The 16,028-nt window shown below is 63.5% G+C and carries 15 protein-coding genes; 11 read left to right on the top strand and 4 right to left on the bottom strand.

Features of this window, described 5'->3' with window-relative positions:
* Positions 1–121: 121 nt before the first annotated feature.
* Both U1R88_RS08250 and U1R88_RS08245 read left to right on the top strand, forming a co-directional pair.
* Positions 122–595: a nuclear transport factor 2 family protein gene (locus U1R88_RS08250; protein WP_068286526.1), complete on the top strand. Its 474-nt coding sequence runs from the start codon at positions 122–124 to the stop codon at positions 593–595.
* Positions 596–1,153 (top strand): TetR/AcrR family transcriptional regulator, encoded by a 558-nt coding sequence (locus tag U1R88_RS08245; protein ID WP_322430812.1) that lies wholly within the window; start codon positions 596–598, stop codon positions 1,151–1,153. It begins immediately after the preceding gene.
* A 9-nt stretch (positions 1,154–1,162) separates the two neighbouring features.
* Here U1R88_RS08245 and U1R88_RS08240 read toward each other — a convergent pair whose 3' ends face one another.
* Positions 1,163–1,627, bottom strand: a complete 465-nt coding sequence (locus U1R88_RS08240) for an Lrp/AsnC family transcriptional regulator (protein WP_068286529.1) — start codon at positions 1,625–1,627, stop codon at positions 1,163–1,165.
* 184 nt (positions 1,628–1,811) lie between these two features.
* On the opposite strand from U1R88_RS08240, the gene U1R88_RS08235 reads away from it, so the two are divergent.
* Genes U1R88_RS08235 through U1R88_RS08225 form a run of 3 tightly spaced genes read left to right on the top strand, consistent with a single transcriptional unit; the run spans position 1,812 to position 4,331 of the window.
* Positions 1,812–2,531 (top strand): aspartate/glutamate racemase family protein, encoded by a 720-nt coding sequence (locus tag U1R88_RS08235; RefSeq protein ID WP_322430811.1) that lies wholly within the window; start codon positions 1,812–1,814, stop codon positions 2,529–2,531.
* A gap of 25 nt (positions 2,532–2,556) precedes the next feature.
* Entirely contained in the window at positions 2,557–3,087 is a 531-nt protein-coding gene (locus tag U1R88_RS08230) for an L-2-amino-thiazoline-4-carboxylic acid hydrolase (protein WP_322430810.1), read from the top strand.
* Positions 3,084–4,331 (top strand): Zn-dependent hydrolase, encoded by a 1,248-nt coding sequence (locus U1R88_RS08225; RefSeq protein WP_322430809.1) that lies wholly within the window; start codon positions 3,084–3,086, stop codon positions 4,329–4,331. The genes U1R88_RS08230 and U1R88_RS08225 overlap by 4 nt, the downstream gene beginning before the upstream one ends.
* A 67-nt stretch (positions 4,332–4,398) precedes the next feature.
* Here the strand turns inward: U1R88_RS08225 and U1R88_RS08220 are convergent, their stop codons facing one another.
* From U1R88_RS08220 to U1R88_RS08210, 3 genes are all read right to left on the bottom strand, one after another.
* Positions 4,399–5,616: an SGNH/GDSL hydrolase family protein gene (locus U1R88_RS08220; RefSeq protein WP_322430808.1), complete on the bottom strand. Its 1,218-nt coding sequence runs from the start codon at positions 5,614–5,616 to the stop codon at positions 4,399–4,401.
* A gap of 389 nt (positions 5,617–6,005) precedes the next feature.
* Positions 6,006–7,295 (bottom strand): NAD(P)/FAD-dependent oxidoreductase, encoded by a 1,290-nt coding sequence (locus U1R88_RS08215; protein ID WP_322430806.1) that lies wholly within the window; start codon positions 7,293–7,295, stop codon positions 6,006–6,008.
* A gap of 91 nt (positions 7,296–7,386) precedes the next feature.
* Entirely contained in the window at positions 7,387–8,820 is a 1,434-nt protein-coding gene (locus tag U1R88_RS08210; protein WP_322430805.1) for a glutamine synthetase family protein, read from the bottom strand.
* A gap of 469 nt (positions 8,821–9,289) precedes the next feature.
* Here U1R88_RS08210 and U1R88_RS08205 point away from each other — a divergent pair, with 469 nt between their 5' ends.
* The 6 genes from U1R88_RS08205 (at position 9,290) to U1R88_RS08180 (ending at position 16,021) form a co-directional block, all read left to right on the top strand.
* Positions 9,290–10,477, top strand: a complete 1,188-nt coding sequence (locus tag U1R88_RS08205) for an ABC transporter ATP-binding protein (RefSeq protein ID WP_322430804.1) — start codon at positions 9,290–9,292, stop codon at positions 10,475–10,477.
* 9 nt (positions 10,478–10,486) lie between these two features.
* Positions 10,487–11,425, top strand: a complete 939-nt coding sequence (locus tag U1R88_RS08200; RefSeq protein WP_322430803.1) for an ABC transporter permease subunit — start codon at positions 10,487–10,489, stop codon at positions 11,423–11,425.
* A complete protein-coding gene (locus U1R88_RS08195) occupies positions 11,422–12,240 on the top strand; it encodes an ABC transporter permease (RefSeq protein ID WP_068286557.1) in 819 nt (272 codons plus the stop codon). The genes U1R88_RS08200 and U1R88_RS08195 overlap by 4 nt, the downstream gene beginning before the upstream one ends.
* Positions 12,241–12,690: 450 nt before the next feature.
* A complete protein-coding gene (locus U1R88_RS08190) occupies positions 12,691–13,839 on the top strand; it encodes an ABC transporter ATP-binding protein (protein WP_322430802.1) in 1,149 nt (382 codons plus the stop codon).
* A gap of 5 nt (positions 13,840–13,844) precedes the next feature.
* On the top strand, positions 13,845–14,669 hold the full coding sequence (locus U1R88_RS08185) for a carbohydrate ABC transporter permease (RefSeq protein ID WP_322430801.1): 825 nt from the start codon (positions 13,845–13,847) through the stop codon (positions 14,667–14,669).
* A gap of 56 nt (positions 14,670–14,725) precedes the next feature.
* The gene (locus U1R88_RS08180) at positions 14,726–16,021 is read left to right on the top strand and encodes an ABC transporter substrate-binding protein (RefSeq protein ID WP_322430800.1); all 1,296 of its coding nucleotides are present in this window, start codon (positions 14,726–14,728) and stop codon (positions 16,019–16,021) included.
* Positions 16,022–16,028: the final 7 nt, after the last annotated feature.

Below are 16,028 nucleotides of genomic sequence, written 5' to 3'. Positions count from 1 at the left end.
TTCCAAGAGCGGACATCGCGACATGCCTGCATGTCGCTGAGATGTCTGCGCTCCAAGGAAGGGCTTGACTCCTGTACCGATCGGTCCATAATGGAACGATCGGTACAAAGAGGATGTCGTCATGCCCGAACAACGCCCGCCGCTTCCCCCCTTCACCCGTGAGGCCGCGATCCAGAAGATCCGTGCCGCCGAGGATGGCTGGAACAGTTGCAATCCCGAGCGCGTTTCGCTCGCCTACACGCCAGACAGCCGCTGGCGGAACCGCTCGGAGTTCCTCAGGGGGCGGCCCGAGATCGTCGCCTTCCTCACCCGCAAATGGCAACGCGAGCAGGATTATCGCCTGATCAAGGAATTGTGGGCCTATGGCGACAACCGCATCGGCGTGCGCTTTGCCTATGAGTGGCACGACGCCGAGGGCAACTGGTTCCGCTCCTATGGCAACGAGAACTGGGAGTTCGACGAAAACGGCCTGATGGCCGTGCGCCACGCCTCCATCAACGACCTGCCGATCGCCGAGAGCGAGCGCAAGTTCCACTGGGATCGCTCCGCTCCCCGCCCCGCCGACCACCCGGGTCTCAACGATCTCGGCCTTTAGATGAAGACAATTCGCGAGCGCGCCGACATCATCCCGGCCCTCACCGAGGTCTTCCGCAGCCACGGCTATGAGGGCGCCAGCCTCGCCCTCATCGGCCAGCGGACGGGCTTGGGCAAAGGCAGCCTCTACAACTTCTTCCCGGGCGGGAAGGAGGAGATGGCGGCTGCCGTGCTCGATCATATCGACGGCTGGTTCCGCAGCCATGTCTTCGAACCGCTGCGCGCCACGACGGATCCGGCTGCCGCGATCTCGGCCATGTTCGAGGCGACGGACCGCTATTTCCACTCGGGCGGACGGGTCTGCATCGTCGGCGTGTTCGCCCTGTCGGATGTGCGCGACCGTTTTGCCGACGCCATCAACGCCTATTTCGCCGAATGGTGCGACGCCCTGGCGGAGGCACTGCGGCGCCTCGGCAAGGCGCCTGATCTCGCCGACGCACTTGCCGAGGATATCGTCGCCGGCATCCAGGGTGCGCTGGTCACCGCACGCGCCCTCGGCGATCCCTCCCTGTTCGGCCGGCGGATGGCACGGCTGAAGGCGCTCATCCCCCTGGCCTGAGGCCTGCCGTCAGGCATTGGTGAGCGGCAGCACCGTGGTGTCCTTGAACATCTCCATCGAGATGTAGGAGGAGATGTCGTTGAACTGCAGCTTGGCCACCAGCTTCTTGTAGACCAGGTCGAGGCTTTCGACATCGGGCAGCACGATCTTGAGCAGATAGTCGATATCCCCGGTGAGCCGGTGCATCTCGACGATCTCCGGCGTATCGGCGACGAGAGCCCGAAAGCGCTCCAGCCAGTCGAGCGAATGGTTCGCGGTGCGGATCATGACATAGACGGTGGTCGGCACTCCCACTTTCCTGCGGTCGAGCAGGGCCGCGCGCCGGAGGATGTAGCCCTCCTCCTCCAGCCGCTTGATGCGCCGCCAGCAGGCCGAAGGCGACAAATGGGTCTTCTCGGCGAGATCAGCGAGCGGATGATCCGCCTGAAGCTGGAGCATTGCCAGGATCTGCTTGTCGCGCTGATCGAGCTTCATGATTTCTCCGCGCATCCATCTTGTGCATGAAAAACCTATCACGCAAGATTTTTGCGAATATATGAAAATATCGCAATATATTTGTTAAAACAGCAGTCACTGCGCCCAAACAATGCAATCTATTTTCGCGGGTTTCGAGGCATTATTCCGACATGGAAACCAAGCCCTGGGATGGGAGACGGACATGCGGAAAATCGGCCTGATCGGCGGCATGAGCTTCGAGAGCTCGGCGATCTATTACAAGCTGATCAACGAGGCGGTGCGCGCCCGGCGCGGCGAGCTGCATTCGGCCGAGGTCATGCTGCATTCGGTGAATTTCCAGGACATCGTCGACATGCAGAAGGCCGGACGCTGGGATGCGGCCGCCGAACGGCTGGCGAGCGTGGCGCGCGATCTCCAGAATGCCGGTGCCGGCTGTGTGCTGATCTGCACCAATACCATGCATCTAGTGGCCCAGCCGGTGCAGACGGCGATCGCCTGTCCGCTGATCGACATCATCGACGAAACCGCCAAGGCCCTGGCTGCAGCCGGCCGCAACCGCCCTCTCCTGCTCGCCACCCGCTACACCATGGAACAGGGCTTTTACGCCGATCGCATGCGCAGCCACGGCATCGAGGTGATGGTGCCCGACGCCGCGGGGCGGACCATCGTGCATGACGTCATCTTCTCCGAACTCTGCGCCGGGCTGGTGAAGGATAGCTCGCGCCAAAAGCTCGAGGCGCTGATCGAGCAGGCCAAGGCCGAAGGTGCCGACAGCGTCATTCTCGGCTGCACCGAGATCTGCCTGATCCTCTCCCCCGATGGCCTGACCCTGCCCGGTTTCGACTCCACGGCGATCCATGCGGCAGCCGCCGTCGATTTTTCGCTTGCCTCCGGCCCGGACGCTGCCCAACTGGCAGCATGATCGATCAGCGAGCAGGAGGCAGGCCATGAGCCAGGCAGGAGATCCCGGCCGGAAAGACAATGCAAGGGCGGTCATGGAGGGTGAGATCGGCATTCTCGCCCGCCGCCGGATCGAAGCCGGCATCATCGCCCCCATCTACGAGGAAATGCGCGAGCGCCTCGGCGAGGAGGTGGCGCAATCGATCCTCGATTCCGCCATTCGCAAGGCCGCCATCGCGGCCGGGCGCAGCTTTGCCGCCAAGACCCCGGGTGGCACCGATCTGCGCAGCTTCCAGGATCTGCAGGCGCTGTGGACCCAGGACGACGCACTGGTGATCGAAGTGGTCAAGGCCACCGACACCGAGTTCGACTACAACGTCCATCGCTGCCGCTATGCCGAGACCTACAAGGAAATGGGGCTGGGCAAGATCGGGCACCTCTTGTCCTGCAACCGCGACGGGGTGTTCTGCACCGGCTATGATCCGCGCATCACGCTGGAGCGTACGCAGACCATCATGGACGGTTCCAGCCACTGCAATTTCCGCTACAAGCTGCAAGAAACCGCCAAGGCGGAATGATGGACCAGCCTCTCGCCAGCCGGCCGGGCTCGATGCCTCGCATCGATGCGGCACAGCTCAACGCCGACATCGAGGCCACCGCGCATTTCGGCGGCGCCGGAAATGGCGGCGTCTCTCGACTCACGCTCACGCCGGAAGACAAGGCCGTCCGGGACTGGTTTACGGCCCGCTGCCTCGAGCTTGGCTGCAACGTGGGCATCGATCCGATCGGCAACCTGTTCGCCTGCTATCCCGGGCGCAACGCCGCCCTGCCCGCCATCATGACAGGCAGCCATCTCGACACCCAGCCGGGCGGCGGGCGCTATGACGGGATCCTGGGCGTGCTGGCCGGACTTGCCGTTCTTCGTGCCCTGAAGAGCTCGGGCCTCGTCACCGAACACCCGCTGACCGTGGTGAACTGGACCAATGAGGAAGGCTCGCGCTTTTCCCCGGCGATGTTCGGTTCGGGCGTGCATGCCGGCGCCATCGCGCTCGACGAGGCACTCGCGGTCCGCGACCACGCCGGCATCAGCGTCGACCAGGCCCTCGAAGCCATCGGCTATCGCGGCAGCTACGTCCATAGGCAGGCTCCCGCCGCCTATGTCGAGCTCCACATCGAACAGGGACCTGTTCTGGGAGCCGAGGGCATCGCGATCGGCGCCGTCACCGGCGTGCAGGGCCTGCGCTGGTTCGACGTGGAGATAGAGGGCACCGAATCTCATGCCGGTTCGACGCCGATGACGAACCGCAGGGATGCTCTGACCACCGCCGCCCGCCTGATCCTCGATATCGAAGCGATCGGCCGCGCCCATGTGCCCGGCGTGCTGACGGCCGGCCATGCCGACGTTTTTCCGAATTCGCGCAATGTCGTTCCGGGAAGGGTCGGCCTGCAGATCGACATGCGCCATCCCAGCGAAGCCGGGCTGGACGCCATGGAAGCGGCACTGCGGCAGGCCGTTGCCGGCCAGGCCGACAGCCGCATCGAGCGGATCTGGGCCAAGAAGCCGGTGGCCTTCGATCCCGCCTGCATCGAAGCTGTCCGCCAAGCGGCTGCCGATTGCGGGCTGTCCTGCCGCGACATCGCCTCCGGCGCTGGCCACGACGCCGCCCACTTGGCGACCCTCGCGCCGACGGCGATGATCTTCATCCCATCCCGCGACGGGCTCTCCCACAACGAACAGGAATATTCATCGCCCCGGCAATGCGCCGACGGCGCCGTGGTGCTTTTGCGCACCCTTCTCGAACTCGACCGCCGATTGGCCTGACGCCATCTATCGAACTCCATGGAGCATCCCCGGCGCAAGGCCGATGCCGGGGATGCCGTTTGCCCTGCTACGGCTTGGGCACCAGCACGCCGAGATCGACCGCCTTGGCCATGGCCTGATAGCCGGCGTCGTTGGGATGCAGGTGGTCGCCGCAATCATAGGCGGGATTGATATTGTCGGGCTTGGCGGGATCCTCGAGCACCTTGTCGAAATCGATCAGCCCGTCCGCCATCTTGTTGGTCCGGATCCAGGCATTGACCTCCTGGCGGATCTTCTCCTTCTCCGGCGTGTAGTAGCCGGAGGTCGGCAGCCCCTTGAAGGTGTCGACGAAGGGCGTGAGGGTCACGCCGACGAAACGGATGCCATGGGCGTGGGCCCGGTCGATGATCTGCTTGTAGCCGGCGATCACGTCTTCGGCCGTGGGCTCGGGATCAGCCGGGGTGATGGCGTCCTTGCCCGGCCAGCCGATATCGTTGATGCCCATCATCATCACCACGGTCGAAACCCGCGGATGGCTCAGCACCGACATGTCGAAGCGGCTGAGGGCATTGGTGCCCATGCCGTTGGAGAGCACGCGATTGCCCGAATAGGCCTCGTTGACCACGGCGACATCGGCATGGCCCTCGGCCTGCAGGCGCTCGGCGACATGATCGGGCCAGCGATTGTTCTTGTCCGGCGTGGAGCAGGCCCCGTCGGTGATGGAATCGCCGAAGAACACGATCGCCTTCGACTCCGGCTTGGCCGTGGTCAGGATGCGGCTGAGCAGCAGGCGCGATTTGTTGGTGCTGGCGGGTGCGAAATCGGCCTCCTTGGTCTTGTCTCCTGGGCCGGAGACATAGCCGGTCTGGACGCCGTCCCAATGGACCGAGGTGATGCCGGCGCGCTTGGGCAGGTAGAAGCTGACCGCGAGATTCGACAGGGCCTTGACCGGCAGGTCCACGGGGTCGCTGACCAGGGGAGCGCCGGGAGGAATCACGGCCGATGGCTTGCCTCCGAAGGTCAAGGCCTTGACGGACCCCTCATCCACGGCGCTGCCGCCCTTGGACAGGGCCACGCTGGCCGAACCGATGGTTACCGGGCGCGTGCCGAACTCGTTGGAGATGACCACGCGGACCTGCTCGCCCCCAACGCTGATGCGGGCGATCTGGCGGACTGTCTGGTCTCCCAGCACTTCCGGCACGTCGAAGGGGGCCGGCAGTTCCTCTGCCCAGCGCGGAGCAGGCGTGGCCGCCCATGTCGTGATCCAGGGCTCGACACCTCCCGCACTTGCCGGGACCGCGGCCAAGGTCAATGTCCCCACGACAAATGAAGTCCTGACAGCCCATCCGATCAATCGCGCAGGCACAATCCGGCGCATACTCGATCCAGGCTCATAATAATCCAAATAGGAAACCATGGTGCTTTCCATCCCGCTTTGACAATATTGTAAAATGACGTTGTCTTGATTGCGTATAGAAAGGAAGTGTCCCGCATCGTGGGGCAGAAGACTTCCGAAGCAGCAGGAGAGTGTGATTTTTTCCTGGATCTTGCAAGCCGGATGCCGAGCAGCCTGCTCGCGCGAACCCAACCGGTTAAAGCCGGCTTGAGAATTGGCTCGACGAGAACCGCGAAGACGCTTCAGAACGGGGGAGCTCACGCAGACAAGCTCGCCGCTCGAGCGCGTTTAGCAAGGGTTCAGAGCCGGTCCCTTAGCGCGTAGTAGCTCATGCCGGCGACCAGGGTCGGCCAGCGCAGCAGACGGCCGCCCGGGAAGGGCGGCGTCGGCAGGGCGGCGAGGCGATCGAACTCGCCGAGGCTGGCGGCGGTAACATCCGCCAGGATCTTGCCGAAATAAGGCGCGAGCATCACGCCCTGCCCCGAATAGCCCGAGGCCGTCAGCACGTTCGGCGCCAGCCGCCGCACGAAAGGCAGGCGCGTGGTGGTGATGCCCAACGTGCCGCCCCAGGCATAGTCGATGCGCTTGTTTTCGAGTTGCGGGAAGACCTTGAGCATGCGCTTGCGCACGAAGGCCTTCATGTCCGAGGGGAAGCCCGAGCGATAGTTCTCGCCACCGCCGAAGAGCAGGCGCCGGTCCGCCGACAGGCGATAGTAGTTCACCACGAAGCGGCTGTCGGCGACGGCATAGTCGTTGGCGATCAAGGCCCTGGCTTCATTGTCCGAGAACGGCTCGGTCGCCAGGATGAAATTGTTGATCGGCATCACCCGAGCCTCGGTATAGGCGTCGAGCCCCGAGAGATAGCCGTCGCCGGCGAGGATCAGCCAGTCGGCGGAAACGCTGCCTTGCGCCGTGCGGATCACCGCCTTCGCCCCCTCCGCCCGATAGCTGACAGCCCGCGAGCGCTCGAAGACCCGGACCCCGGCATCAAGTGCCGCCGCCCCCAGCCCCAAAGCCAGGTTCAGGGGGTGGAGGTGGCCGCCATCATGGTCGAGGAAGCCGCCATGATAGCCGCTCGCGCCAAGGATGGCATCGAGCTCGGCCTTGCCGATCGCCTCGACCTTGTCATAGCCATAGACGGTCCTGAGCTTTTCGGCATAGGCGTGCGACATCGCCACATAAGACGGCTTGTGGTCGGCGATCAGGATGCCCTGCTTGTAGTCGCAGGCGATCCGGTGCCGGGCAATCAGGCCCTTGAGATGGGCCTTGGCGTCCTCGGCCATCCGCCACAGCGCCTTGGCGCCATCCAGGCCGACCAATTTCTCCAGATAGTCCTGGTCGCGGCGCTGGCCGGAGTGAACCTGGCCGCCATTGCGCCCCGAGGCCCCCGAGCCGATCTCGGCTGCCTCGAGCAGGATGACCGAAAGCCCTTTTTCCGCGAAGGCCAGCGCGGCGCCAAGCCCGGTATAGCCGGCACCGACGATGCAGACATCGGCCCGCTCCTCACCCAGAAGCCGAGGCTGGGCGGGAAGCTTGCGGGCCGTCGCCGTATAATAGGAATTGGCCGGATGGCCGGTATTGTCGGTCATGATCTCTCGAGGGGCGGGTCTTCAGACCCGCCTTTCCAGCAGCCTTGGGCGATTTCCGGCAAAGAGGCGGATCCGAAGACCCGCCCCCCAACTACACGTTCAGGAGCAGATGCTCGCGTTCCCAGGGACTGATCACCTTCATGAAGGTCTCGTGCTCCTGGCGCTTGATCGCCGCATAGGCGGTGACGAAGGACGAGCCCATCACCTGCCGGATCGCCTCGCTCTCATCCATTTCCGCGACCGCCTCGAGCAGGCTCTGGGGCAGCTCGAAATCGCGGTTCTTGGCATCCGACTCGATCGGCGGAGTTGCCTCGAGTTCCTCGCTCATGCCGAGATAGCCTGCGGCGAGGCTGGCGGCGATGGCGAGGTAGGGATTGGCATCCGAGGAAGGTACCCGGTTCTCGACGCGCCGCGCATCGGGCCCGGAGGGCGGCACCCGCAGGCCGGCTGTGCGGTTGTCGTAACCCCATTGCACGTTGATCGGCGCCATGGAATCCCGCGTCAGCCGGCGATAAGAGTTCACATAGGGTGCCAGCATGCACATGATCGCCGGCAGATATTTCTGCTGGCCGGCCAGGAAGGAGAAGAACAGCGGGGTCGGCCCGCCAGTCTCCGGATCGGAGAAGATGTTCTGGCCGCTCTCGGCATCGACGATCGACTGGTGGATATGCAGCGCCGAGCCCGGCTCGCCCGACATGGGCTTGGCCATGAAGGTGGCGTAGATCTTGTGCTGCAACGAGGCTTCGCGGATGGTGCGCTTGAACAGGAAGACCTGGTCGGCCAGTTCCAGCGGGTCGCCATGACGCAGATTGATCTCCATCTGCGCCACGCCGTCCTCGTGGATCAGCGTGTCGATCTCAAGGCCCTGATGCTCGGAATATTTGTAGATGTCCTCGAACAGGGCGTCGAATTCGTTGACGGCCGAGATCGAATAGCCCTGCCGACCGAGTTCCGGGCGGCCCGAGCGGCCGATCGGGGGTTTCAGCGGATAATCCGGATCGGTGTTGGGCTCGACGAGATAGAACTCGATCTCCGGCGCCACCACGGGCTGCCACCCCCTCTTGCGATAGAGCTCGCGGACGCGGCGCAGCACCTGACGCGGCGCCTGCTCGACGGGGCGGCCGTCGCGGGTCACGGCGTCGTGGATGACCTGCGCGGTCGGGTCCATCGCCCAGGGCACCGAGGTCAGGGTCGACCAGTCCGGCTGCATGAACATGTCGGTATCGGCTTCCACCGCGTCCACCAGCCCGTCATAGGCCGGATATTCACCGGTAATGCACTGGTAGAAGATCGAAAGCGGCAGGTTCATCACCGGGGAGGTCAGGAACTTCGACACCGGCATGATCTTGCCGCGGGCCACCCCGCCCTGGTCGGGAACCAGGCACTCGATCTCTTCGATGTCCCGCGCCCGGAACCAGTCCTTCGCGCTTTCGACACCGGAGATGCCGCGCGCGGATTCGATATCCGGCGCGCCAGAATGCTCGGGCTTGTCTGACTTCTTCTTTTTGCTCATCGTCGCACACATGCGGCTTCCACCCCGCAGGAAGTGCGGAGCGGCGACCCGAAACACGCGCCGGCGACCTGTTTGACGGCCCACCAGGCAGATTTCTCTCGATCGAGTCAGCAGCCCGATCGAGAGAAATCTGCAAGATATCAAATATTTGCAGAGTTTCCCGGCAAGGCCCATCCGAGGGCCTTACCGGGAAACTCTGCCTAGGAAGCCATCACGCGACTAACCTCCGGTTCGGGCCCTTGGTTTAGGAGGGCGGAGGCGCACGCGCCGCGCATCGGGGAAGACGCGCAAAAGAGGCATCGGTGGACCGACGCTGGCGCCACACTGCCTTTAGCGGCATGTAAAAGTCAATCGGAACGGCCAAAAAATGTGATCACAAAAAATGTGATCACATTTTTGCGCAGAATCGCATTTCCCCTGTAGACCGCCGCCGACTTCCCGGTTTAGGCTGGAACCAATCACCACAAACAGATGGGATACCATGTCTGATACAGGCGGGGGCGGCGCCACGGCGCCCGTGAAATCGCAGAAGGCGATCGGCGGCGTTCGCCGCAAATTCCAGCCCTGGGCCGATCCAAAAGAAGTTCCCCTCATCCGCTTCGAGAACGTCACCAAGCGCTTCGGCGATTTCGTGGCAGTGAATGAGGTTTCGCTCGATATCCATCCGCGCGAATTCTTCTCCCTGCTCGGCCCCTCGGGCTGCGGCAAGACCACCTTGATGCGCATGCTGGCCGGCTTCGAGCAGCCGACATCGGGGCGCATCACCCTGGCGGGCAAGGATCTGGCCGGCGTGCCGCCCTATGAGCGGCCGGTCAACATGATGTTCCAGTCCTACGCGCTGTTTCCGCATATGAGCGTAGCCGACAACATCGCCTTCGGCCTCAAGATGGACAAGATGCCCAAGGCGGAGATCGAGACCCGCGTCAGCCAGATGCTGAAGCTGGTCAAGCTGGAGAAGTTCGCCACCCGCAAGCCGCACCAGCTCTCGGGCGGCCAGCGCCAGCGCGTCGCCCTGGCCCGTGCCGTCGCCAAGCAGCCCAAGGTGCTGCTGCTGGACGAGCCGCTCGGCGCCCTCGACAAGAAACTGCGCGAGGAAACCCAGTTTGAGCTGATGGACATCCAGGTCGAACTCGGCATCACCTTCGTCATCGTCACGCATGACCAGGAAGAGGCGATGACGATGTCGGACCGCATCGCCGTGATGGACCATGGCAAGCTGGTACAGGTCGCTCCGCCCGGCGAGATCTACGAGCAGCCCAATTCGCGCTATGTCGCCGACTTCATCGGCAACATCAACATCCTCGAGGGCAAGGTTTCGTCGCAGAACGGCAGTTCGCTCACCATCACCTCGTCGAGCAACCAGGCTTTCAGCGTCGACAGCACCGAACGTTGCTCCCTCGGCCAGAACGTCTTCCTGGCCATCCGGCCCGAGAAGATGCGCATCTCGCTCGATGCGCCCGCCACGCCGGGCAATTCGCTGGTGGGCGAAGTGTTCGACATCGGTTATCTCGGCGACTGGACCAATTATCTGGTCGACGTCACCGGCACCGGCCAGCGCATCCGGGTGTCGCAGGCCAATATGAGCCGCTTCGTCGAGCGCCCGATCACCTGGGAAGACAAGGTCCATGTCAGCTTTGCGCCGGATGCCGGCGTCGTCCTGACCAAATAGGAGGGCGACATGGCTGACAAGACCCGCAAGGGCTTCTTCTCCGGACGCACCGGGGTGATCGCCGTTCCCTATCTGTGGCTGACGATCTTCTTCGCCCTGCCCTTCCTGATGGTGCTGAAGATCTCGCTCAGCCAGACGGCGCTCGGCCAGCCGCCCTATCTGCCGGTTTTCGACTTCGACGGGACCTGGCAGAGCATTCAGGGCTTCGTCTCCGAGCTGAACTTCGACAATTACTGGACGATGTTCAACATCTGGGGCGAGGACGGCGACACGCTTTATCTCAAGGCGTATCTGTCCAGCGTGATGATCGCCTTCATCTCCACGATCCTCCTGCTGATCGTCGGCTATCCGGTCGCCTATGGCATGGCACGCGCACCCAAGAGCCTGCGCCCCATCCTGCTGATGCTGGTGATCCTGCCGTTCTGGACCTCGTTCCTGATCCGCGTCTATGCCTGGGTCGGCATTCTCAAGCCCGAGGGCCTGCTCAACCTGGCGCTGATCAAGCTCGGCATCATCTCCGAGCCCCTGCAGATCATCAACACCAATTGGGCGATCTTCATCGGCATCGTCTATTCCTACCTGCCCTTCATGATCCTGCCGCTCTATTCGACCCTGGAGAAGATGGATCACACTTTGCTGGAAGCCTCGGCGGATCTTGGTTGCAAGCCGATCAAGGCCTTCTGGCTGGTGACGTTCCCGCTCTCCCTGCCCGGCGTGATCGCCGGCTGCATGCTCTGCTTCATCCCGGCGGTGGGCGAATTCGTCATCCCCGACCTGCTCGGCGGCTCGTCCACGCTGATGATCGGCAAGCAGATGTGGGACCTGTTCTTCTCCAACCGCGACTGGCCGGCGGCCTCCGCCGTCGCCGTGATCCTGTTGATCATCCTGGTCGTGCCGATCACCTATTATCAGCATAGCCAAGCCAAGGCGCTGGAGACCGACCGATGAAACAAGGTTCTTCCTGGTTCAACATGACTTCGGTCGCCCTCGGCCTTGCCTTCCTCTATTTGCCGATCGTCGTCCTGGTGGTCTATTCCTTCAATGACTCCAAGCTGGTGACGGTTTGGGGCGGCTGGTCGACACGCTGGTACACCGAACTCTTCCGCGACGAAGCCTTCATGAATGCGGCGAAGATCACAGTGATCGTCGCAACCGTCTCCGCCACCATCGCCACCATCCTCGGCACGCTTGCCGCCGTGGTGCTGATCCGCATGGGCCGGTTCCCCGGCCGCATGACCTTTTCCGCCATGGTCTATGCGCCGCTGGTGATGCCTGAGATCATCATCGGCCTGTCGCTGCTGCTGTTCTTCATTTCGCTCGGCATGGACCGCGGCTTCTGGACCATCACCATCGCCCATGTCACGCTCACCATGTGCTTCGTCACCGTGGTGGTGCAGTCGCGCCTGGTCAGCTTCGATCGCTCGATCGAGGAGGCGGCACTGGATCTGGGCTGCCGCCCCTTCAAGGCCTTCTTTCTGATCACCCTGCCGATCATCGCACCGGCGGTGATCTCGGGCTGGATGCTGGCCTTCACCCTGTCGCTCGACGATCTGGTCCTGGCCAGCTTCACCTCGGGGCCGGGCTGGAACACGTTGCCGATGCGTATTTATTCCTCCGTACGCCTGGGCGTGACGCCGATGATCAACGCCGCCTGTACCCTGATGCTGGCCGTGGTCGCCCTCGGCGTGGTGGCCGCCGCCATCTATACCAGCCGGGCCGAAAGGGAGCGCGAGCGCGCGGAACGGCTGGCCGCCGCTGGCTGACCTGCCCCGACCAATTGTCTGAAAGCTTCAGGCCCTCGCCCCGTCCACGGGGCGGGGGCCTTCTCATTTGCGCCTTCCTGGCATGTGGGCCGTGCCCGGCACACACCTCGGGGCATCTGTCAATTAAAAGATACAAATCAAACATTTTCTAACACAATCGCTCTTGCGATGTTATATTTTGTTGAATAGCATGCTGTTCAGTCGACGGAATCGGCAGGCCTTTCCGTAGGCGCATTTGAGTCCGACCCAAAAAATAGAGACCATATCCGCCTCTTTTTTAGTGATTATTGCCATTCTTATCAGAATTGTCGTAATCATGCGGAGGGATGACGAGTTGGTCCGCCATGGGGAAACTGAACACTGGCGATGGAAACCGTTATTGATCATGTTTGATTCTGTTCTTTTCCACATTTCGACGCTCGCCTCTCTGCCAGCGCGCTAGGAAGCACCATGGCGTCCATCGAACTCGACCACGTTTCCAAGCTCTACGCCAATGGCGCCTATGGCGTGCGCGACGTCGACCTGACCATCCCGGACGGCGAGTTCGTCATTTTTCTCGGCCCTTCAGGCTGCGGGAAATCGACCACGCTGCGCATGATTGCCGGGCTCGAAGGCATTTCCTCCGGCGAGCTGCGTATCGGCGGCAAGAGCATGACCAGCGTCGCCCCGCGCGACCGCAACATCGCCGTGGTGTTCCAGAGCTACGCCCTCTATCCGCATATGAGCGTGCGCCAGAACATGGCCTTCGGCCTGAAGATGCGCGGCGTCGACGCCTCCACCATCGATGCCAAGATCGCCGATGCCGCACAGTTGCTCGGCCTGCAGAACCTGCTCGGCCGCAAGCCGGCGGCGCTGTCGGGCGGCCAGCGCCAGCGCGTCGCCTTGGGACGGGCCATCGTGCGCGAGCCCGCCGCCTTCCTGCTCGACGAGCCGCTCTCCAACCTCGATGCCCAGCTTCGGGCCGAGATGAGACTCGAACTCATCAAGCTCCATCGCCGCCTCGGCCGCACCATCGTGCATGTCACCCATGACCAGGTCGAGGCAATGACGATGGGCGATCGCATCTGCATCATGCGCGAGGGCCGCCTGGTCCAGGCTGGGCGACCGCTCGAGGTCTATGCCAATCCGGCCAACACCTTCGTTGCCCGCTTCCTGGCGACGCCGCCGATGAACCTGATCCCGGCCAGGCTCGAAGCCGCGCCCGCCGAAAGCCTCGCGGTGGTGACGGATGCCGGTGCAAGGCTGAGCGTGCCGGCCCGCCATAACCACGCCTATGGCGGCCGGGCCGGGCGGCGGGTTATCCTCGGCATCCGGGCCGAGGACTTCTACGAAACCCCGCAGCATCCCGACTGGCAGAAAATCGCGATCCGCGTCGTCGCCATCGAGGCCCTCGGCGCCGAGAACATCCTGATAGGCCAGATCGCGGGCGCAGGCGGCACCGGCGACAAGCCGCTGGAGATTGCTGCGAGGCTCGGGCGGAAGTTCACGGCGCCGATCGGTTCGACCGTCGAGCTCTATGTCGACGCGCTGCCGATGCACCTGTTCGATCCCGAAACCGAGCAGGTGATCGCCAGACCGGCGCTGACGGGAGGAGCCTGACGACGATGCGCAGCGACAGCGAGACCATCCCCTTCCGCCGGCGCTTCGGCCTGCATTTCGGCCTCTGCCTCGTCTGCGCCCTCATCCTGCTGCCCCCGCTCTGGGTGCTCCGGACCAGCTTCCTGCCCGAGCAGCTTTCCTACAGCAGCGAGCTGATGCCTGCCTTCACCACCGAGAACTACGCCGCGCTGATCTCCAGCCGCTTCGGCGGCTCCTATCTCAACAGCCTGGTCGTTGCCCTCGGCTCGGTGCTGGTCGCCCTGCCCTTCGCAGCAACCACCGGCTATGCCTTCGCCCGCTTCCGCACCGGCGGGCGCTGGGCGCGTTTCATCGTACTGGCCACCCAGATGCTGCCGCCGGTGGCGCTGGTGCTGCCGACCTTCACGCTGTTCCGCAGCCTGGAACTCTCCAACTCGCTGACTGGGCTGATCATCGTCTATGCCGCCCTCAACCTGCCCTTCCTGACCTGGATCCTGATGGGTTTCTTCGAAGGCATACCGATCGATCTCGAATGGGCCGCCATGACCGACGGCGCCACGGCCTGGGGCGCGTTCTGGCGCATCGTGCTGCCGGTGTCGCTGCCCGGCATCGCCGCCGCCGGCGTGCTCGGCTTCATCCTGGCCTGGAACGAATTCCTGTTCGCCCTGGTGCTGAGCGGCCCGACCACGGCAACCATACCGGTGGCGCTCGCCGCGCTGCAGACCTCCAACGGCGTGCAGATCGCCAAGGTCTCGGCCGGCGTCATCCTCGCCATCCTGCCTTTGGTGGTCGCCTCGCGCTTCATCCAGCGCTTCATCGTCCAGGGACTGACCTTCGGCAGCGTCAAATAGGCTGGCAATACGTAGAGCGGCGACAAAGCCGCGCATTATGAGAGAGGGATAGAGCCATGATCTGGAACGAGAACCGCTTGAAAAGAACCCTGCTGGCGGCTGCCGGCACGGCGATGCTGCTGGGGGCATCGCTGTCGTCGGCCGCCGCCGAGACGGTCACCTTGCGCGCTTTGATGGAGGACGTGCCGGAGACCAAGATCATCGAGGCACTGCTGCCGGAATTCGAGCAGAAGACCGGCATCAAGGTCGAGTTCGAGAAGATCGGCTATCCCGACATGCACGACAAGCTGGTCGCCCAGCTCACGGGGCCGCAAAGCTATTACAATCTGCTCGAAGTCGACTTCCTCTGGGCCGGCGAGTTCCCGGCGGCGAACTGGCTGTTGGATCTCAAGCCCCTGGCCGAGAAGAGCAAATACGACCTCGGAGCCTTCATCCCCTCCACCATCGAGCTGCTCGGCGGCAGCCAGGACAAGCTCAACCTAGTGCCGATGTACAATTATTCGATGGGCCTGCTCTATCGGAAGGACCTTCTCGCCGACGAGAAGCTGAAGGCTGCCTATAAGAGTGCCACCGGCAAGGAACTCGCTCTGCCCACCTCGCTGGAGGATTATGTCGCGATCTCCAAATTCATGAAGGCCAACGCCAAGGTCGCCGGCGCGGCGATGCAGGGCCAGCGCGGCGATCCCAACAGCATGGAATTCTCCAACTACCTGTTCTCGGCGGGCGGTGCCTATCGCGACGCCTCCGGCAAGGCCTCTCTGAACACGCCGGAGGCCAAGAAGGCGCTCGACCTCTATGTCGACAACATCCAGAACGGCGCCCAGCAGGGCGCGACCTCGGCCACGCTCGACGACACCATGCGGCTGATGTGCTCGGGCGCCGCCTTCTCCATGGTGACCTATTGGTGGATGCTGCCGCAAATGGACGATGCCGCCAAATGCCCGACGGTCGCCGGCAAGGTCGGCCTTGCGGTGATGCCCGGCGGCCATGGCGAGAGCGGCGGCTGGGGCTGGGGCATTCCCAAGAACACCACGCCGGAAGAGCAGGAAGCGGCCTGGACCTTCATCCAGTGGGTACAGAGCAAGGAGATCTCGGTGAAGCGCGCCTTGCAGGGCCACGCACCCGTGCGCTCCGACGTCTACAAGGATGCCGAAGTGCTGAAGAAGTACCCCTTCTACGCGACGGCCGAATCCGTGGTGGCGAGCGGCAAGTCCTTCCCGATCTTCACCTATTCGGCCCAGTACGAAGACGTGCTCGGCACGCAGCTCTCGCTCGCTGCCGGCGGCCAGGCGGCCTCCGAGGCGGCGCTGAAGGCAGCCTCGGACGGCTTGCAGCAACTGCTCGACAAGTGAATTTGCC

Origin of the sequence: Labrys sedimenti, from assembly GCF_034424805.1 — a bacterium.
Lineage (GTDB): Bacteria > Pseudomonadota > Alphaproteobacteria > Rhizobiales > Labraceae > Labrys > Labrys sedimenti.
Note: the sequence above shows the minus strand (reverse complement) of the source record. Positions and strands in the feature narration are given on the sequence as shown.